This window comes from uncultured Aquimarina sp., assembly GCF_947495315.1.
Lineage (GTDB): Bacteria > Bacteroidota > Bacteroidia > Flavobacteriales > Flavobacteriaceae > Aquimarina.
The window spans coordinates 334017-353506 of the sequence record NZ_CANLYD010000004.1; the positions used below are offsets into that span (position 1 = coordinate 334017).

Below are 19490 nucleotides of genomic sequence, written 5' to 3' on the forward strand. Positions count from 1 at the left end.
TTTATTCAAACTCTAAAACGTTTTTTGCTATAATAAGAGATCGCAGTGCATCAATTTTTTTATGCATTTTATTAAAAAATAAGTTTCTTTCTTTTTCTCCTGCAGTACTCAATAGTTTAGATCCTTCCATTTGGATCTTTAGGAATTGTTCTGCCTGATCACAGGTGGTTACATCATTAGTTCTGTAATACGAAAGAATAGTAAAAGGTACATATAGTGATCTTTCGGTAGGTGTTTTGACCAGAACTCGATTATTCATTAACAGGAGTTCGTTATAATAGAATTTGAAATTATCTTTTTGTTCAATTATTTTTTTAGAAATCTTATTAATTAGTTCTCCAAGATCATCACATATTTCCAGAGCATCCTTAGAAGTAAGTGAATTCGACTCAAAATAAAAGTGTATTTGTTTTAGGGTACTATTTATGGTTGTGATATCCCAAATTTCTATACAATTTAGGTCATTATACATACTACCTAAACGTTTTGCAGCTTCTAGTAGGGACAATGATGGGTTAAATCCTGTAAATCTTATATCACTGAGATCAGAATCCATAATTTTTAACCAGACATACATTTTAAATTTTGAAAGCAAGTTGTCATCTGATGTGTAGAAAATGGGTAAATCTTTTGCAGAATAAATCATTTCTACATCTTTATTATTAATGAGAGGTGATAATGATTTGTATGAGTTTTCATAATAAGCAAGTAGACTGTCCATATCTCTAACTGGAGCTGTCTTTTTTACAGCTACAATATGCTCATCTTCACTAGAGAATAGTTGATCTATCGATAAGCTGAAATATTTGGCTAATGTTACGCCTTCTTCTAAAGATAATTTACTTTTTTTACTGATCCTTCTATGTGCTGCGTCATAACTAATGTCTAGTGCGGTAGCGACTTCATCAATAAGAGATGTTTTAGAAGTAATCTGTTTCTTAATGAGTTCTAAGAAATTTTCTTGTATCATTTCAAATCTTTTTAAGGGTAGATGATGTTTTATAGAATGTAAATTAAAAAAGAAAAATAAGTTAATTTTTGCGATTTTCACAAAAAAATAATTTCCTGTTCGCAATAATTGCGTTTTATGCTAAAGGTGAGGTTTTGGCGTTTTGTTTTTAATACCAATTAATGACTTATGAAAAGGTTAGGTTTTCCTATAGATAGATACTTAAAAATCTATTGAAAGACCAGTTTGAATAGTAAAGTATAACGGTTTATAACTTCCGGAGTTTTTACTTGCATTGCTCAATTGATATTTAACTAGTGGTTCTACATTAAAATATATATTCTTAAGCAGACGATACCTAAGATTAGAACCGAAATTTATACTTGTATTTGTTGATTCTATAGCATCACTCATTCCTAGACCAAAATCATTAGAACCTGAATGTATGGTAATATTATTTTTTTGTGCAATTAAAAAGCCCATACCACCGAGGACAGACCAACTAAATCTTTTATCTATAATCCTATAACCTAGTTCTAAGGATAACTCGTGATAATGAAGTTTTTGTGTAAGGTCGACAGTTTCTTGATTTGTGATACTCTGAATAATTGTATTAGGTACAAGTATATCTGCATCCGAAAGAACACTTGAGAGCTCGTCACTAACTATATCATTTACTTTAGAACTTATTTTTATATTATTGTAACCAGCTCTTATACTAACTTTGTCATTGACGTAACCAGTTAATACAGCTCCGTAATTCAATGTGAAACTTCCTTTTTCTTTAATGTTCGATAATCTATCGCTAATCAATGAACCATTCATAGGGAATGTATAGGTTGGGGTTATATGAACTCCAAAATTTAACTTGTCAAATATTTTATTTTTTATTGGATTCAAAAATATTAATGTGTCTTTAGAAGGTTTTTTAAGGTTTTTTTCTTTTTGGTCAATGGTTGTAATAAGTAGTGTATCGTTTTTTATTTTTTCTATACTGTCAGAAATAACAATGTGTTTTAGTTTACCTGAGATTGTGGTATCATTTGATGTTTTGTGTTTAAAGATCTCTGTTGTTTTATTTTTGATTTCCAGATCTTTAGTTTTAGAAACTTTATTTTTTGCCGAAGTAGGATTGTCATCAATTGTAGCTATTTTTTTATCATTTTTAGAATCTACGTTATTTGCTAACTTGTAGTTTGTAGATCTATTTTCCTGAGATGTATTTAACTTCTTTTCTTGAGTTTTATATGAGTCAGATTTTACAGTATTGAGTTTAGTAGTATCTTTTATTTCTTTTTCAGAATCTGCTATTTTATCAATATTAGTGAAAGTTTCTTTTTGGTTGTTAGTAATGATCTCATCGCATTTTTCACTCTGTTCTTGATGAGTAATGGAATCTATGTTTTGCGGTTTATTAATATTTGTTGAATCCTTAAATGTATATACTCCTATAATCGTTAATGTTATCAATAGAGCAGTAATACTGGTTAATTGTAACCAATAAAAACCTTTAGAATCTTCTTCTTTATCCAATGCTGTTTCGATATCATTCCAAATGAGGTTATTAGGAGATTTTTTAAAGTCTCTTAATTGCTCCTTGAACGCTTTTCCTATGTCTTTTTTATTATCCATTACTTACCGCCATTTTTTTTTGATGATCATTCTGCTGCTTCATCATAATTCTGGTTTTTAATAATGTTTTTGCTCTATGTAAATTGGATTTTGATGTTCCTTCAGAAATTTTTAACATGTTGGATATCTCTTTATGAGAATAATCATCTAGTTCATACAAGCTAAAAACTAGTTTATATTGAGTTGGTAATTCTTGTATGAATGATAATAACTCGTCAATAGAAAAATTAAAAATATCTGTTTCAACGTTGGTGTCAGAGATTAATTCTTCTTTTAAGGGTGTGTTGATGAATAGGTCATTCTTGTATCGATCTATTGCTTTATTAATAGTTATTCTTTTCATCCATCCTTCAAAAGAGCCCTTAAAATTGTATTGATTAATTTTTTTAAATATTGTCAGAAATGAATCTTGTAAAATATCTTCTGCTTCATCAAAGTTTTTACAATATTTTAAACACAAAGGGAATAGTATATCCTTATAGGCATAAAACAATTCGCTTTGCGCCTCTCTGTTATTCTTCTTACATTTTTTAATTAGCTCTCTATTATCCAATAGATTGTAATTTTATTTTTTTTATATTATTAGTTACTCATCTAGACTGAAACTTATGAAAAGGTTGCGTCAAATTATGATTTTTTTAAAATAAGTTGCCGGAAGCATTTTTTCGACAATTGATTTTTCAAAATATACACAGAATAAGTAGACAATTGAGTCTAATTACTCTTTGATATTATTGATTATTATAGAAACTATTAGGTTAATTCTATACGATCAGGTATGTAATACTATTTATTATCACTACATGTTTCCTCTAACAATACAATCCTTGAGATTTGCGAAACTTCGGTTATAGTATTGTTTATAAGAACAAAAATGATTTGTGGGTTCGCTACATTGTTATATCCATTTGTTGGTAACTGGTTTATTTGTTGAGTCGCATCATCCATAGTGGAATAGAATGTTAATTCTAGGTTTGGAATTTCGGTTTCTTCTCTGAATGAAGTTATGCAATCTATATAATTATCAAACACGAACTGTGTTTCCTCTTCATTATCGGATTCACATTCTCTGAATTCTACATAGTCGCAATTATTTTCAATATTGCAGTTTTTTTCTATTATAAAACTATCCTCTTGATTTGTTATTTTTATAGTATTTTCATTAATTATCTCAGCTTCCCAATCAAAATTCCAATCTTCAGCAACAGAAGAATCTCCTTCTACGCGGATATTAACGTGTAATTGTTCTTCAATGAATAAGGAAATCCAAGATACTCTATACGCGTTTCCGTTGTGGTAAAAAACACCAGTTCCATCATCATAGAAATCCAGTAGTGAGTTGTCATATTGATCGTTTTCGGTTTGAGATTCTATCTCCCAAACACAGTTTGGTTCTTCTAATAAATTATTACAGTATAAAATAATTTGATCATCTATACATGCTCCTATTGCTTCTTTTAGTCCAAAATTACTATTAATACTAATCGAGTTTCCATCTGCGGTAGTCCCAGAAATAGGATAGCTTAAGCTAATCGAATTTTCTTCTGGTATTTGCCCTAAAAGTTGGGTGAATTCGATATTGTTATTTATTATTTGACTATCCGAGATAGCTTCGTTTTCATCGTATAAATAAACATTAAAAGGATAGATAAAAGTTAGACATACCACTTCAGCATTCTCTGGTGCAGTTTCCGAAAGTGTCTTTAGGTTACTAAATAGTTCTGAATTGACATCTATTTTTTCATTTAGTATGTCAAAAGATTCATTTTCACAGGATGCTAAAATGATGGATAGTACCAATATTATTTTTTGTATTGTTTTCATAAGTTTAGTTTTGTATTACTTCACCCTTTTAGACCTGCAATTCATAAAAGGTTGCGTAAGGCATAAGAAAAATGTTTATTATAAGAACTAAACCGTACGTTATTTGCGATTTTCGCAAAAAAATAATTTTCTATTCGCGATTATCACTTTCTGTCTTGTAATTATCACAATAGTTTTGACCTGTAGAATTTTTAAAACAAGAAAAATGAAAAACAAAATTGTAATATTAGTGATGCTGTTCTTTACAATAATAACTTTTGGACAGGAACGTAAATTAGATGCTATTTCAGGAAAAGTGAAGTCATTTAGTTTTTCTCCTATTCATTCTAATGTATCACAAGTCAATGGATTGGTATTAGGGGTTGGACATTATGAGAACAGAAATATAGAACACCAAAGAATCAATGGGGTTAATATAGATGTAATTCATCCTGCTCCATTATTATTAATGACTTTTGGCTTAGAGATACCTTTTAAGTTATTACCTGTAGGTTTAACGTATAAGAATAGTACTGGGATCCATGCTCTAGACAGCAATAATGAATCTAAAAAAGTTAAATTATCAATGAATGGATTAAACTTAAGCGTTGGTGGGTTTTATGAAGGAACGGATTTTAGTGGCTTAAATGTATCTTTAATATCCGTAGTTAATAATTTAAGCGGAGTATCCATAGCTCCTATTGTAAATGGTTCAGAGGTTTTTAATGGAGCTCAAGTTTCAGCCCTAGCTAATATTTCTGCAAGTGGTAATGGTTTACAGGTTGCAATCTCAAACGTTGCAGGAAAATTTAATGGCATTCAGGTGGGGTTGTTTAATAAAAGTATGGATCAAAGAGGTTTTCAATTTGGTCTTTGGAATAGAAATGCCAGAAGATCTTTGCCATTTATCAACTGGCAATTTTCTAAAAAGAAAGTAAAATCTAAAACATCTTAATTATGCAAATCACTAGCAACTTAAGCATCGAAGGGGACTATGGATTCGAAGCTTTTTACGTACTTACTGGAGACTTGGTTGGTCTTATTCCAATAAAAGAAAAATTATATACGCGTATTAAACTAATGGATAAGGAAACCTTAAAAATTAGTTTAATGAAATCAGAAACCCAAAGGATTACTAAATATGTAAAAGGATCACTTAAGGATGGGATTTTTAGTATTTCATCAAGTAATAGAGTAATCTCAATATTGTCATTTATCAAACATTGGCGAACTCAAAAAATAAATGTACGCTCGGGTAAAGAACAATTATTAGTTTTTTTATCAAAAACTGGAAAAGTACAACTTGGAGTTTTTAGGGATATTACTTCGCGTAAGAAAAAATAATATTCAAGGAATGATACTAACTCGAAGAAGCATCATCTTAATCTTCGAGTAGTATTTTTTGTTTATCAAACTAACCATACTAATAAATAAGTGTTACGATCGAGATGCCAAAGCAAATGTCTTTGGTTATCACGCTACTATTGATATGTCAAATTTTAAAAGAAATAATTATGAAAAAAATAAAGTTTTCTAAAGATGAAGGCTCAGAATTTTATAAGGAACTTAATGAACGAATCAGGAATTATTTTGAAAGTAATCGTATAGGTAGAACCGGAAATAGAAAGATGATTTTTAAAATAGTCTTGTATTTTACATTGGTGGTTTTATTTTATTTTTTGATGCTCACTTCATCAAATATAGTAACATTCTTCGTTTTCTATATTGGTTTAGGTATATCTGTATTATTAAATGCATTTAATGTTTCTCACGATGCAGCGCATGGAGTCGCTGTAAAAAGTAAATTTTGGAATAAGCTTTTATTCCAATTGAGTTTTAACCTGCAGGGGAATAATGCATATGTATGGGGTAAAAATCATAATGAATCTCATCATTTGTATACTAATATAGAAGGAAGTGATATAGATGTTCTTAATAATCCTCTTGTAAGAATGACAATTGGCCAAGATTTGCAATGGTATCATAGATTCCAGTATTTATATGTTCCTTTTTTATATTTGTTCTATTCTCTTAATTGGTTTTTATTTAGAGAGTTTTTAATGATTTTTAATCGCTCTAGCAGAACGATTAAAGTTACTATTCCTGCTTGGGAGGTTATCAAACTTATCTTTTTCAAGATAGCTTACATTACTTACATGATTGTGGTTCCGAGCATCCTATTGCCGTTTGGTTGGGAATATATTTTGGCTGCATTTCTATTAAATCATTTCTTGGTGTCCATAATATTCACAGCAGTGTTAGGAGTATCGCATCTATCTGACTATGTGGCCCATCCTGAGCCCGATTCAAATGGGAAACTTGCTATGAGTTGGCCTAAATTACAGATGTGTACTTCTGTTGATTATAATGTGGATAGTACTTTTTTAAATTGGGTGTTAGGTGGTTTTAATGCGCATGCATTACATCATTTATTGCCTAATATCTGTCATATACATTATATAAAACTACTACCGATATTCAGAGAAGTGGCAAAAAAGCATCAAGTAGAATATATGGAGATGTCTTATGCCGAGGCTTTAAGATCGCATTTTAGGTTTTTAAAAAAAATGGGGACACAATTAGCATTTAAACCGGTTAGTTATGAAATCTAAACATATTTATAATCAATCTCATACAGAGTTATTCCTTTCGATTCAGAAGGAGATTAACCAGAAATTGAATTTTTGTACGAATCGATTTAAAAGCAGAATTATATTAAAAGGTGTAATTTACTTTGTCTTAACTCTTATTGCTTGTATAAGTATTTATAGTGTAAACCATCCGTTTCTGTTAGTTATAGCTTATGTAGCATTCGGTCTGATTTCATTGCTATTTGCTTTTAATTTTGCCCACGACTTTTCGCATAATACTATTTTTAGTAGTAAAAAACTGAATCATAATTGTTTTGTGTTGCTCTATACTATAGTAGGTGCACATGCAGAGGCTTGGAAAGATAGGCATGTAAACTCACATCACCACGCACCAAATGTAGAAGGATATGATACAGATCTAGAGATTACAAACCTCATTAGAGTAGTTCCCGGTTCACGGATCAAATGGTTTCATAAGTTTCAGCATTATTATGCGCCGCTTTTATACACTACATATTCTTTGTTTTGGGTATTTATCAAAGATTTTAAAATTTTCTTTAGTAAAACAATTACCGGAAAAACTAAAACTACACGATATAAGATTTCTTTTTGGTGTCAGAAAATATTTTATATATCATATTTATTAGTAGTACCATTGATGTTTATTGATCAAGAGTGGTATTGGATTTTTACAGGATTCATAATGATGCATTTAGTGCAATCCTTGTTTTTATTGTTTACCTTTTTTATGACACATCATATTGAGGGTGTTTTTTATCCTGAAACTGATGATTTCGGTTTTATAAGAACTTCATGGCTTATGAATCAAATACAAAGTTCTAACGATTTTTATCCATTTAGTAGTTTGGCGAATTTCATTTTTGGAGGATTCAATAATCATATTGCACATCATTTATTCCCTCATATTCATCATGTCTATTATCCGAAACTTAATAAGATTCTGTATGAGATTTTAAATGATAATCACATAGTTCCTAACCAAACATCATATTTGGGAGGAGTGATTTCGCATTTATCTCACTTAAGAGTATTAGGAAGAGGATAGAAGAAGAGATGATGAGAATAATAATTGAGATAGGCACCTTCGAAAAAGCGGAGGTGTTTTTTTTGTCTCAATGTTTTACTTGTGATTATTGCAATGTTAAAATTTTACAGTTGCAATTTTAGCAATTGCAATTGGTGTTTAGCCAGTATGTTTGGGTCACTAAACAATTTTAAAATTTTTAAAAATGAGAAAATTAATTAAAACATTTATCTTGTTATTGTGTATTTCTAAATGTGGATATGGCCAGGATGTAAAAAATATTACAAAACAAAAGAAGGGTAAAAAACCAATAGCCTTTACTAATGGATTTAGTATGGTAGTAAGTGATAAAAGTGATGAATTAGATGTTTATGCTGGTATAATGATGGAACGAAAAAATGGATGGGGTTATGGATTTGATTTTACCAAATCGGCGTATACGCCAGAAAGTGTTCAGCGGATCCCACCAATCAACGAGATAGAAAACTTTGATGGTGCTGAATTGCCTGAAGGAACTGATATTAGGTTTCCGTACTCAGAAAAAAGAGACAATAGATTATATTCTTTATCACCTAATGTGTTTAAATCCTTTACGCTCAATAAAAGTAAGTCTTTGAAATTCATTATAATGGGTGGGCCTTCTATAATATACAGTGAAGATTATGAGTATAAAGCTAAGTTTTCTCCTGCTTCTTCCTGTGGATTTGGAGGATTTTGTTTTCCTGGAGGATCTTCTGATCCATCATTAGATTATAAAAGAAGTAAGGAAAGTAAGAAGTTAATTTTTGGCGGATTTTCAAAAGTATCTTTAAGATATACATTTAATAGGGTAGTAGGCTTAGAATTTTCTGGATATGGTAATCTAAATGGAGTGAAAAGCGTGTATGGATTGCAATTTGGAGTTGTGTTGGGAAGACTCTTTTAAAACACTTTAAGTATATCTAATAATATTTACTAGTGCTTTTTTATACTATGATTTTTAATTGCGATTATCACAACGATTAGTTTTTATGTACTCATTTTTGACAACTGAAGTTTAAGGATTGCATTTATGTTTGGGGTACTAAACAAACTTAAATTTTTATGAAGAAGTTAATTCAAGTGATAATAGTAGTAATTGTTCCCACAATAATATTGGCACAAGAAAAATTATCGAGAGACAATTTGAAATTTAGATCAATAGAGACAGGGTTTGGAGTATATCATTCAAAACTTAGAGATGATAATTTATATGATCATAGCGGTCCAACCTTTAATGTTTTTTTTGCTATGTCTTATAAGAAAAATATTTTTTCTTTTCAGCTAGAGTCGGGCACCGAGTTGGTAATTGTAAACTTTGGAGGGGATCCGGAATTACAAGGTTTTTATGGAGTTAATTTATTGTATGGAAGGGAACTAGAATTAGCGAGATGGTTCAAAATAGAGGGTAATGTTGGGATGGGTCTGTATCATCATAAAGCTGTAACAAAAGGAGGCGCTACAGACCGGAAGAATGTTCTAGGAATTCCCATAAATACTAAATTATTGTTTTATCCGGCTGAACGATTTGCTTTTGGTTTAAGTCCTGCTGTAAACTTTAATTCTATCAACACAACATATAGCGGAAATCTTGTTTTTAAATATAAATTTAATTGAATCAATCTTTTTTTATCTAAAACAAATACGCCTTTAACATATCAAGCTAAAGGCGTTTATCATTTGTGAAGTTTGTAGATTATTGAATTACGAAACGACCATAAGCTCCTTGTATTTTAGCGATATATGTTCCAGGGCTTAGAGTATTAGTGTCTATCTGACCATTATTGCTATTTATTTTTTTCATCAATATGGTTCTTCCTCTTAGATCATATACTTCTACAGATCCGATTATATCATTTGCTTGGATTGTTATAGGTTCATTTTTTGCAGGAATAGGATATAATAAAATTCCTCTAGAAGAAAGAAGATTGTCCTCTACTCCTAGTGTTGCATCACATTCGGGATCTCCATAAATATTTACTTCTACTATGCTTGCAAAACCTGATCCGGTGCTATTTCCGTTAGAGATAAATTTCAGATATCTTCCAGTTACGCTGTTAAGATCGAAAAATTGTTCTGTGTTTTCTGCACCAGTTTCAATTGCACTATCTTGATTGGTTAATACACCAGTAAATGGACCTGCTTGATCATCTGCTATGGCAATATCAAAGTTAATAGTTCTTTCATCGGCCTTTAATACATGGATTCCTATTTGACTTACAGTTCGGATACAAGATAGATCAAAGGTTATAGAAACTTCTGGTTCTGTATTTGCATCTCCTGTCCAATATTCTGCATCAGTTATATTGTCATCCCAAGTAAACTGAGGTCCTACATTTGGTTTTCCTTGTTCAGTTCCTATGGCAGTTGCTCCAACGATAGTAATTTCTTCAAAAAATATATTAGACTGTGTAATTGTTAACGTGGCGGTTAAATTACTTCCGCCTGTAATTTCATTAATAGTTATCGTAGCTGTTCGCTCTGCAGATGTAGTATTTTCTGTAAAATTAGCGGTAATTATTGCAGAGTTACTTCCTGAAGAGATGTCAAGAGTTAACCAATCTGCATCATCTGTAATTGTCCAATCGACATTAGCATCAATATCAAATAATGTGCTTCCTGCACTTCTGGTTAGATTTATGGATGTAGGATTTGTAGTTAATCTAGGGGTGTCAATACCTGTACCACCAAAACCAATAGAAACACCGACATCTTCCGTAGTATATGGAATACGAGAACCACCAGAGTTGAATTCTTCAGCGCCAGCATCAAGAATACCAGAACGATTTCCATTTAAAATATCAGTAGTTACAAAAGAATAGTTTCCAACTGCCGCATCAATTGCTGGACTATCAGTACCTAATTCATAATATAAAGTACCATTTTCTAGAAGCCCATTAGTGACTTCTTGATTATTGTTTGTCCCTGTTGTAAGATCCCAAATACCATTTTGAGTAATATTTCCTTCATATATTGAATTACCAATAGGAGCTGTTTGCTCATCAACTGCATTCTCCTCTGTGTTGATCATAATGTTATTAGCAATTACCAGGTTTTCTGGAGGTAGTGTTAGAACTGGATCACTACTAACACTAGTTCCTATTCTAAACCCATAATCACAGTTTACAAAAGTATTATTAACAATAATAGCATCTTTAACCTGAAAATAACGATTTAAAGGAGAGTTCTCTTGTCCATTACTAACGTTAATGGCTCCTGCAGTTTTAGTATTTCCTCCATCTGGCTTTTCAGAGTTTACCCCTTCAATATAGTTATTGTATACTTTATGTCCTTCTCCAATTACTCGAATACCACCTGAGAAAAGATTATTCTCAGCAAAAAAGAAGTTATTATACACTTCACAATCATCTCCATGTCTTAGTGTAAGTGTTCCTTGGTAATCTCTAAAAGTGTTGTTGTAATATTTATTTTCACCACTCTTGTTAGAAATGATTTCTACTTCTCCCGACCAATTATAGAATAGGTTATCGTATACTTCTGTATTAGATGGATGTAATGAAGTACTACTATTCCCAATTCTAATGGCGTCCTGATCATTCTTATCATTTACAACACCAACAGGAGTACGGTCAGCGAAATAATTATGGTGTATTTTTGTAAAATCTGGTTCTGCAAACTCAGTAGAAGTAGCATTTCTGTTGTCATTTATAATACTTCCTATACCATATTTTCCTATAAATGAACTAAAACTTATTTCATTGTATTGTCCATAAACAATAATCCATTTAAATGTTAACAACTCTTGAGCAGCTGTACCATTGTAACTATCTATTTTAATATTCGTAATTGTACAATGATCACATTCATTGTTGCTGGAGTCTCTAAGTTCAATTACTGGCTCGATGATGCTTCCACTAACGTCTAAATTGGATGGGTTTTGAAAAACTACACCTTCAAAAATGATATAAGAGCCACCCATACTTACTCTGGAGTTTCCTTCAAAAAATACTGATCCAGGAGTTTGTGCTTTGATGGTAACAGGATTTGCCTGGGTACCATTTTTATTAATATTAATCAATGCATCCGTCCAGGTTCCATTTGCTAGTGTGATAGTTGTTCCGGCGGTAGCATTGGTAATAGCTGTTTGTAATTCTGATTCGTTATTTACAATCTGAGAGTAGGTGTGATTGCAAAAAGCTATCAATACAAGTAAGAAGGTGAATACCTTTACGTATCTATTTTCCATAATTTAGGGCTTTACTTTTTGTTTGTAAATTGGTTGACCAAATTGGTTAACCAATACAAATATACTACTCATTTTTATAAAATCAATGTTTTTTGTAAAAAAACAAAAACGCCCTCAAAATATGAGGGCGTTTTTATATTCGTCATTAAGAGAGTCTGTTAATCCTCTTTTTTATCATTGTTTCTTGGTTTTCTGTCACCTCTTGGTTTATCATCTCTAGACTTACTACCTTCAGGTCTTGGAGGTCTTGGCAATAATGCTTTTCTAGAAACTTTTTCTTTACGAGTTCTTGGGTCAATACCGAAATATTTTACATCCATAACGTCTCCCATATTCACAACGTCACTAACATTTTCAGTACGCTCCCAAGCTAATTCAGAAACATGAAGTAAAACTTCGTTACCAGGGGCGTCCATATATTCTACTACAGCACCAAAATCTAACATTTTGACTACCTTCACTTCATATACACTACCTACCGTAGGTTTGAATAGTATAGCATCTATTTTTGCTGTTACAGCATCAATACCTTCACTACCAACACCTAAAATTTCTACGATACCTTCTTCTGTCACTGGATCTTCATTAATTACGATAGTAGTTCCAGTTTCTTTTTGCATTTCTTGTATTACTTTTCCACCAGGTCCAATTAAGGCACCAATAAACTCATTAGGAATACGTCTTGTAATCATTTTTGGAGAATGCGGCTTCACATCTGCAGCAGGAGCAGCGATAGTGTCTGTTAATTTCTCTAAAATATGTAAACGACCATCACGAGCTTGTTTGAGTGCATTCACTAAAATTTCATATGATAACCCTTTTACTTTAATGTCCATTTGGCAAGCCGTAATACCATCTGCAGTACCAGTAACTTTGAAATCCATATCTCCTAGGTGATCTTCATCGCCTAAAATATCAGATAATACAGCATACTTTCCAGATTCTGCGTCAGAAATTAATCCCATTGCAATACCAGAAACAGGTTTTATCATTTGCACACCAGCATCCATTAATGCCATAGTACCAGAACAAACTGTTGCCATAGAAGATGAACCATTAGATTCTAATACTTCAGATACAACTCTTACGGTATAAGGACAATCCTCAGGAATCATTCCTTTTAATGCACGTTGTGCTAAGTTACCATGTCCAACTTCTCTACGCGATGTTCCTCTAATTGGGCGTGCTTCACCTGTACAAAAAGGAGGGAAGTTATAGTGTAAATAGAAACGCTCTTCACCTTCGTGAGATGGCATGTCTATTTGGTTTGAATCTCTAGATGTTCCTAAAGTTACCGTAGCTAACGCTTGAGTTTCTCCACGTGTAAAGATAGAAGAACCATGAGTTGATGGTAAGTAATCTACTTCACACCAAATTGGTCTAATCTCATCTGTTTTACGACCATCTAAACGTAATCCTTCATTTAAGGTTAAATCACGAATCGCAGCTTTTTCAGCTTTGCGGTAATATTTAGAAACTAAATCACCAAAGTCTTCTAATTCTTCTTCAGTAAACGTAGCTTTTATTTCTTCTTTTATTTCTTCAAATGCAGCACTTCTTTCATGCTTGGAAGATCCAGCTTTTGCAATTGCATACACTTTATCATAAGCCATGTCATGAATTTTTTTGGCTAAGTCTTCTTCTTCTCTTTCACCTTCATATTCACGAACTTCTTTCTTTCCGAATGCTTCCGCTAGTTTTACCTGAGCGGCACATTGTACTTTAATGGCTTCATGAGCAAATTTAATTGCATCTGCCATTTCTTCTTCAGAAATCTCATCCATTTCACCTTCTACCATCATTACTGAATCGGCAGAAGCTCCAATCATCATATCAAGATCAGATTCTAATAATTGAGCACGTGTTGGGTTGATAACAAATTCACCATTTACACGACCAACTCTTGCTTCAGAAATTGGGCATTCAAAAGGGAAATCCGATAGTTGGATAGCTGCTGAGGCTGCTAATCCAGCCATGGCGTCTGGCATTACGTCTTCATCATGAGACATTAACTGAATCATCACCTGAGTTTCAGAATGATAATCTTTTGGGAAAAGTGGGCGTAAAACACGGTCTACTAATCTCATAGTTAATACTTCTCCATCACTAGGTCTTGCTTCTCTTTTAAAGAAACCACCAGGATAACGTCCTGCTGCAGCAAATTTTTCTCTGTAATCTACCGTTAATGGTAAAAAATCTACTGGACTTTGTTTGTAATTAGACACTACCGTACATAGTAGCATACATTTACCTGATTGTACAACAACAGATCCGTGTGCCTGTTTTGCTAATTTTCCGGTTTCGATAGAAATTTCTCTACCATCACCAAGGTCTATAACCTCTCTATAAACTTTTGGAATCATATTTTTTTGATTCTAACCTACATAGCGTTATCAATGAGTAATATTAATAACTGCCAATAGATTTTATTAAACATTGGTTTCCGTCTTACTCGGACGGACAAGGTTGTGTTGTTGTTGTAGTAGTTGTGCGACCAATGAAAAACTAAGGCATTCATTCTAACTCTCCGTGAATTAAAATGTTTTTTTATCTAAATTCTAATTAAAAGAAAATGAGTATAATTAAAAAGAGAGGCATACAGCCTCTCTTTTTTGATTATTTTCTTAATCCTAATTCTTTTACAATTGCACGATATCTCATAATATCTTTCTTAATAAGATAATCTAAAAGATCTCTACGCTTACCTACAAGCTTTACTAATGAACGCTCTGTATTATAATCTTTACGATTCTTTTTTAAGTGTTCAGTTAAATGTGTAATTCTGTGTGTAAACAGTGCAATTTGTCCTTCAGCAGAACCAGAATCGTTTTTATCTTTTCCGTGTTTTGCGAAGATTTCTTCTTTAACTTCTTTCGTTAAATACATTCCAATATTATTTAAATGATTTTTATGTATAAATAGCATTCTGCTATCAGCGTGCAAATATAATACTTTTTAGATTATAAATACTTTTAGTAAAAAAAAACATTTTTGATTAAACCTTTTCTAAGTGATTAAGTCATAGAAGGGTAACATTAAAAATTAAGATAATGAAGAACAACATTTTGAAATTTGGTTTTATTGCATTCCTTTCAACAGTTTTAGTAGGATGTAATAATGAAGAGACGATAGATCAATTACCACTTGATAGTATTGATAGTGAGGAAGCGGCACTTACTGCAAAGATTGATGATGGTACAGAAGTGCTAAGTGACCTTACATTGCAGGGGTTTGAAGATGAAGAAGGCTTAGCTAAAAGTGGTAATAATCGTTTTTTGCCTGATTGTGCTACGGTAACGATAGAATTAACAAGTGCTTCGAAAAATGTTATTATCGATTTCGGTACGGACGGATGCGAGGTAAGAAGTGGGCATATTGTTAAAGGAAAGATTCTTATGTCTTATGAGTTAAGTGTAGAAGCGATGTCTTTGGTTATTAATTATAGTCTGGAAGATTTTTTTATTGATGATATAGGATTTTCTGGTTCCAGAACAATTACCAGGCTTAAGGCTAATGATAATGGTAATCCACAGTATTCAATGAATCTTGATTTTACAGTAACATTTGCGGATGGTACTCAAGCTTCAAGAACAGGTGCTAAAACTCGTGAATGGGTAGAAGGTGCTTTTAATGATAATTGGGGAGATAATGTTTTCTTAATTACAGGTTCATGGCAAACTAATTTTGCAAATGGTACTATGCATAGTACTACCATTACTAATTCCTTACGACGTGAAGCCAGCTGCAGATTTTTGGTCAGTGGAGTGGTAGAGTTGGTAAGAACTAACTTCAGCGGATCATTAGATTATGGAGATGGGTCTTGTGATAATAAGGCTGTGTTTACAAATACAGAAGGTGAAGAAAGAGAGATATTGTTGTAAAGTTTAGTTAGTATAATAATAAGGCCTTAAATTATAATTTTCCTGTCATTTTGAGCGGAGTCGAGAAATAATATGTCTTGATTTTCAATACATTTCGACTACGCTCAATGTAGCAGGTTAAAAGGGTGTCGTTTTTCGGATTTTTATATATTTTCAATTTCTGCAACTACGGGAAAATGATCAGAAGCTGCTTTTAAATCTTTACTGATTGATTGAATGATATTGTCTTCTTTTTCAGCATAGGGGTTCCACACTTTGGCTTTTCTAGGCTTAAGGTTTTTACTAATTAAAATATGATCTATTAAGACGTTAATATAATCCTCGGTGATTCTATCTCTATACCTACTAGATGAAGGTTTCCATCCATTACTTGTCCATTTTGGTTTAGGTAGTACAGATGTAAGAATCATTTCTGGCTCCCATACATCTCCTAATAATATCTCTACTGCACTCTTATTGAACCTGTTTTCGTAAAAGTCCATTCCGATTCCATCATTGATATCTCCCATAACGATTACATTATGTCCTTCTTCGATATAATCATTGCACTTTTTTCTGATAGACATACATTCTGCATATAATCTCATTCGATCTCTTTCTGATATTTGTTCAAATTTTGCATAGTCTACCGGAGCAAAAATTCCTTTGGATTTTGTGTGGGCGATAATAATTTTAGCAAAATGATCATCTGATATCGTACTGATAGTAATTTCTAATGGAGGTCTGTAATGTTTATACTGTTCTTTAATAAGCTTATTAGTGGTATCCACTAAAAAAGGTTCGTTAAATTGATTTTTTGGGTCTTTAGAGGGAGAGAAAACAACTTGTATTTTTGAACTGTCATATAAAGCACATAATTCCTGTTGTCCACTAGATGGATATCCATGGATTCCTTTGAAGTTATTGTTAAGTCCATAGTGCGATGCCCAGTTTTCTAGCTGTATGGATGCTGTTTTACTACCATTTACTAAGGTGTCTGGTCCTTCGGTAATTCCAATAAAATCAGGATTAATAGTATTGATTATAGTAGCTAATTGCTGACTTCTTTTGCCTGCATCTCCAGTAGTAATTGGTGTGCCGTCCGTATGGAATAGTTTGCGCATCCAATTTACATTATATACTGCCATTCTAAGTTTCATACTAAAATACTTATAGTGTTAACTATTATTTGAAAGGGGAGTAGGGTATTTTGTAAAATTATGACTTAGCTTTAAAAAGCTGTTATATGAAATACCCCTTTTGGCAAGGGTTGTATAACCTGTTTTTAAAAAACAAAACCCGGTAAAAACCGGGTTGTAAATTTTAAACTAAAATATTTTTGATCTAATTGGCAGATAAAGGTCTGTTCAGAATTAGATCCAGATATAAATTTATTTTTTCTTTCAGATTTTGTCTTGGAGTAATGAAATCCAAGAAACCGTGTTCTTTAAGGAATTCTGCTGTTTGGAAACCTTCAGGAAGTTCTTTTCCGGTAGTATCTCTAACAACACGAGGACCTGCAAATCCAATTAGTGCTCCTGGTTCTCCGATATTAATATCTCCAAGCATAGCAAAAGATGCTGTAGTACCTCCTGTGGTAGGATCTGTACATAGAGATATATAAGGAATTCCTGCGTCTGCCAATTGAGCAAGCTTGGCAGAAGTCTTTGCTAGCTGCATTAATGATAATGCTGCTTCCATCATACGAGCCCCTCCAGATTTTGAGATGATCATAAAAGGAATTTTGTTTTTAAGAGCGTGATCAGCTGCTCTTGCGATTTTTTCACCAACAACACTACCCATAGAACCTCCGATAAATGAAAAATCCATACACGCGATAACTAAATCGTTACCGTTTGATTTTCCAACTGCAGTTCGCACGGCATCCTTTAGGTTTGTTTTTTCCTGAGCATCTTTAAGACGGTCAGTGTATTTCTTTTTGTCTTCGAATTTAAGAGGGTCCTTAGAAGTTAGATTTTTATCTAATTCTTTAAACTTATTATCGTCAAAAAGAATTTCGAAATATTCCTTACTACCAATTCTTACATGATATCCATCTTCCGGACTTACATAAAAATTTTTCTCCAGTTGTTCTGCGTCAACTATTTTACCTGTTGGGGACTTATACCAAAGTCCCTTTGGAACATCTTTTTTGTCCTCAGTAGCAGTCTGTATACCTTTTTGAGTTCTCTTAAACCAAGCCATAAATTATTTGTATTAAAAAAGCTGAAACTCATTACTATTTTGAGTTTCAGCTTGGTTTCCTATCTTATTATAATGTGTTTACATTATTTAAATCTTCAAAAGCCTTTTTAAGTCGGTTTTTAAAAGTGATTTCTCCTTCTCTTAACCATTTTCTAGGATCGTAATGTTTTTTATTAGGTTCCTCAGCTCCATCAGGATTTCCAATTTGTGTTTTTAAGTACTCGATTTTACCGGTCATGTAATCTCTAATACCTTCACAAAATGCAAATTGAAGATCCGTATCAATATTCATTTTAATTACTCCATATCCAATAGCTTCTCTGATTTCTTCTAAGGTAGAACCGCTTCCTCCGTGAAATACAAAGTCAATGTGGTTATGTTCTACATTATATTTTTCAGAAATAAATTCTTGAGAATTTTTAAGGATTTTTGGAGTTAATTTAACATTACCAGGTTTGTAAACACCGTGAACGTTACCAAAAGCAGCTGCAACGGTGAATTTATCACTAACTTTACTTAATTCTTCATAAGCATAAGCAACTTCTTCTGGTTGAGTGTATAGTTTAGAATCATCTACATCACTGTTGTCTACGCCATCTTCTTCACCTCCGGTAATTCCAAGTTCAATTTCTAAAGTCATACCCATTTTACTCATTCGAGCAAGGTATTCTTTACAAATCTCTATATTTTCCTCAATTGGTTCTTCTGATAGATCGATCATATGAGAACTATAAAGAGGTTTTCCTGTTTCTTTATAAAAAGCTTCTCCGGCGTCTAATAATCCGTCTATCCATGGTAGTAATTTTTTTGCGCAGTGGTCAGTATGCAAAATTACTGGTACTCCATATGCTTCGGCCATTAAGTGAACGTGTCTTGCTCCTGCAGTAGCTCCGGCAATTGCCGCTTTTTGGTCTTCATTAGAAAGACCTTTTCCTGCGTTAAATTGTGCACCTCCATTAGAGAACTGAACAATTACAGGCGAGTTTAATTCTGCAGCAGTTTCCAATACAGCATTAATTGAATTAGATCCAATTACATTTACTGCTGGTAAAGCAAAAGCTTTTTCTTTGGCGTAATTAAAGATAGCCTGCACTTCGTCTCCTGTAGCAACTCCTGGTTTGATGTTGTGACTCATAATTTACTTTTAGTTAATAAGCCTACAAAAATAGTAAAATAATAC

General features: G+C 32.4%; 17 protein-coding genes. 7 read left to right on the plus strand and 10 right to left on the minus strand.

The window, feature by feature from the left end; all coding sequences use genetic code 11:
* Position 1 precedes the first annotated feature (1 nt).
* The 4 genes from Q0910_RS09710 to Q0910_RS09725 form a co-directional block, all read right to left on the minus strand.
* On the minus strand, positions 2-970 hold the full coding sequence (locus tag Q0910_RS09710) for a hypothetical protein (protein ID WP_299215435.1): 969 nt from the start codon (positions 968-970) through the stop codon (positions 2-4).
* A gap of 201 nt (positions 971-1171) precedes the next feature.
* Positions 1172-2581 carry a hypothetical protein gene (locus Q0910_RS09715; protein ID WP_299215437.1) on the minus strand — a complete coding sequence of 470 codons (1410 nt, stop codon included), beginning with the start codon at positions 2579-2581 and terminating at the stop codon, positions 1172-1174.
* Positions 2574-3134: an RNA polymerase sigma factor gene (locus Q0910_RS09720; protein WP_299215439.1), complete on the minus strand. Its 561-nt coding sequence runs from the start codon at positions 3132-3134 to the stop codon at positions 2574-2576. Before Q0910_RS09720 ends, Q0910_RS09715 begins: the two co-directional genes overlap by 8 nt.
* Before the next feature lie 233 nt (positions 3135-3367).
* Positions 3368-4405: a hypothetical protein gene (locus tag Q0910_RS09725; RefSeq protein ID WP_299215441.1), complete on the minus strand. Its 1038-nt coding sequence runs from the start codon at positions 4403-4405 to the stop codon at positions 3368-3370.
* Positions 4406-4610: 205 nt separating this feature from the next.
* Between Q0910_RS09725 and Q0910_RS09730 the strand changes: the two genes are divergently transcribed.
* The 6 genes from Q0910_RS09730 (at position 4611) to Q0910_RS09755 (ending at position 9655) form a co-directional block, all read left to right on the plus strand.
* The gene (locus Q0910_RS09730; protein WP_299215443.1) at positions 4611-5339 is read left to right on the plus strand and encodes a hypothetical protein; all 729 of its coding nucleotides are present in this window, start codon (positions 4611-4613) and stop codon (positions 5337-5339) included.
* Between the two features lie 2 nt (positions 5340-5341).
* Positions 5342-5728 carry a hypothetical protein gene (locus Q0910_RS09735; RefSeq protein WP_299215445.1) on the plus strand — a complete coding sequence of 129 codons (387 nt, stop codon included), beginning with the start codon at positions 5342-5344 and terminating at the stop codon, positions 5726-5728.
* Between the two features lie 170 nt (positions 5729-5898).
* On the plus strand, positions 5899-6996 hold the full coding sequence (locus tag Q0910_RS09740; RefSeq protein ID WP_299215447.1) for an acyl-CoA desaturase: 1098 nt from the start codon (positions 5899-5901) through the stop codon (positions 6994-6996).
* Positions 6986-8041 carry a fatty acid desaturase gene (locus Q0910_RS09745; protein ID WP_299215449.1) on the plus strand — a complete coding sequence of 352 codons (1056 nt, stop codon included), beginning with the start codon at positions 6986-6988 and terminating at the stop codon, positions 8039-8041. The genes Q0910_RS09740 and Q0910_RS09745 overlap by 11 nt, the downstream gene beginning before the upstream one ends.
* 184 nt (positions 8042-8225) lie before the next feature.
* A complete protein-coding gene (locus Q0910_RS09750; RefSeq protein WP_299215451.1) occupies positions 8226-8945 on the plus strand; it encodes a hypothetical protein in 720 nt (239 codons plus the stop codon).
* Between the two features lie 158 nt (positions 8946-9103).
* Positions 9104-9655, plus strand: a complete 552-nt coding sequence (locus Q0910_RS09755; RefSeq protein ID WP_299215453.1) for a hypothetical protein — start codon at positions 9104-9106, stop codon at positions 9653-9655.
* A 79-nt stretch (positions 9656-9734) separates the two neighbouring features.
* On the opposite strand, the gene Q0910_RS09760 is transcribed toward Q0910_RS09755, so the two are convergent.
* The 3 genes from Q0910_RS09760 to rpsO all read right to left on the minus strand — a co-directional run bounded on the left by Q0910_RS09760 (position 9735) and on the right by rpsO (position 15131).
* Positions 9735-12245, minus strand: a complete 2511-nt coding sequence (locus Q0910_RS09760; protein ID WP_299215455.1) for a chondroitinase-B domain-containing protein — start codon at positions 12243-12245, stop codon at positions 9735-9737.
* Positions 12246-12403: 158 nt separating this feature from the next.
* Positions 12404-14608 carry a polyribonucleotide nucleotidyltransferase gene (locus Q0910_RS09765; protein ID WP_299215457.1) on the minus strand — a complete coding sequence of 735 codons (2205 nt, stop codon included), beginning with the start codon at positions 14606-14608 and terminating at the stop codon, positions 12404-12406.
* Positions 14609-14861: 253 nt separating this feature from the next.
* Positions 14862-15131 carry a 30S ribosomal protein S15 gene (rpsO, locus tag Q0910_RS09770; protein ID WP_299215459.1) on the minus strand — a complete coding sequence of 90 codons (270 nt, stop codon included), beginning with the start codon at positions 15129-15131 and terminating at the stop codon, positions 14862-14864.
* Positions 15132-15295: 164 nt separating this feature from the next.
* Here rpsO and Q0910_RS09775 point away from each other — a divergent pair, with 164 nt between their 5' ends.
* The gene (locus Q0910_RS09775) at positions 15296-16126 is read left to right on the plus strand and encodes a hypothetical protein (protein ID WP_299215461.1); all 831 of its coding nucleotides are present in this window, start codon (positions 15296-15298) and stop codon (positions 16124-16126) included.
* Between the two features lie 143 nt (positions 16127-16269).
* On the opposite strand, the gene Q0910_RS09780 is transcribed toward Q0910_RS09775, so the two are convergent.
* The 3 genes from Q0910_RS09780 to fbaA form a co-directional block, all read right to left on the minus strand.
* Positions 16270-17265: an endonuclease/exonuclease/phosphatase family protein gene (locus Q0910_RS09780; RefSeq protein WP_299215463.1), complete on the minus strand. Its 996-nt coding sequence runs from the start codon at positions 17263-17265 to the stop codon at positions 16270-16272.
* 184 nt (positions 17266-17449) lie between these two features.
* Positions 17450-18310 carry an acetyl-CoA carboxylase, carboxyltransferase subunit beta gene (gene accD / locus Q0910_RS09785; RefSeq protein WP_299215465.1) on the minus strand — a complete coding sequence of 287 codons (861 nt, stop codon included), beginning with the start codon at positions 18308-18310 and terminating at the stop codon, positions 17450-17452.
* Between the two features lie 67 nt (positions 18311-18377).
* On the minus strand, positions 18378-19445 hold the full coding sequence (fbaA, locus tag Q0910_RS09790) for a class II fructose-bisphosphate aldolase (protein WP_299215467.1): 1068 nt from the start codon (positions 19443-19445) through the stop codon (positions 18378-18380).
* Positions 19446-19490: the final 45 nt, after the last annotated feature.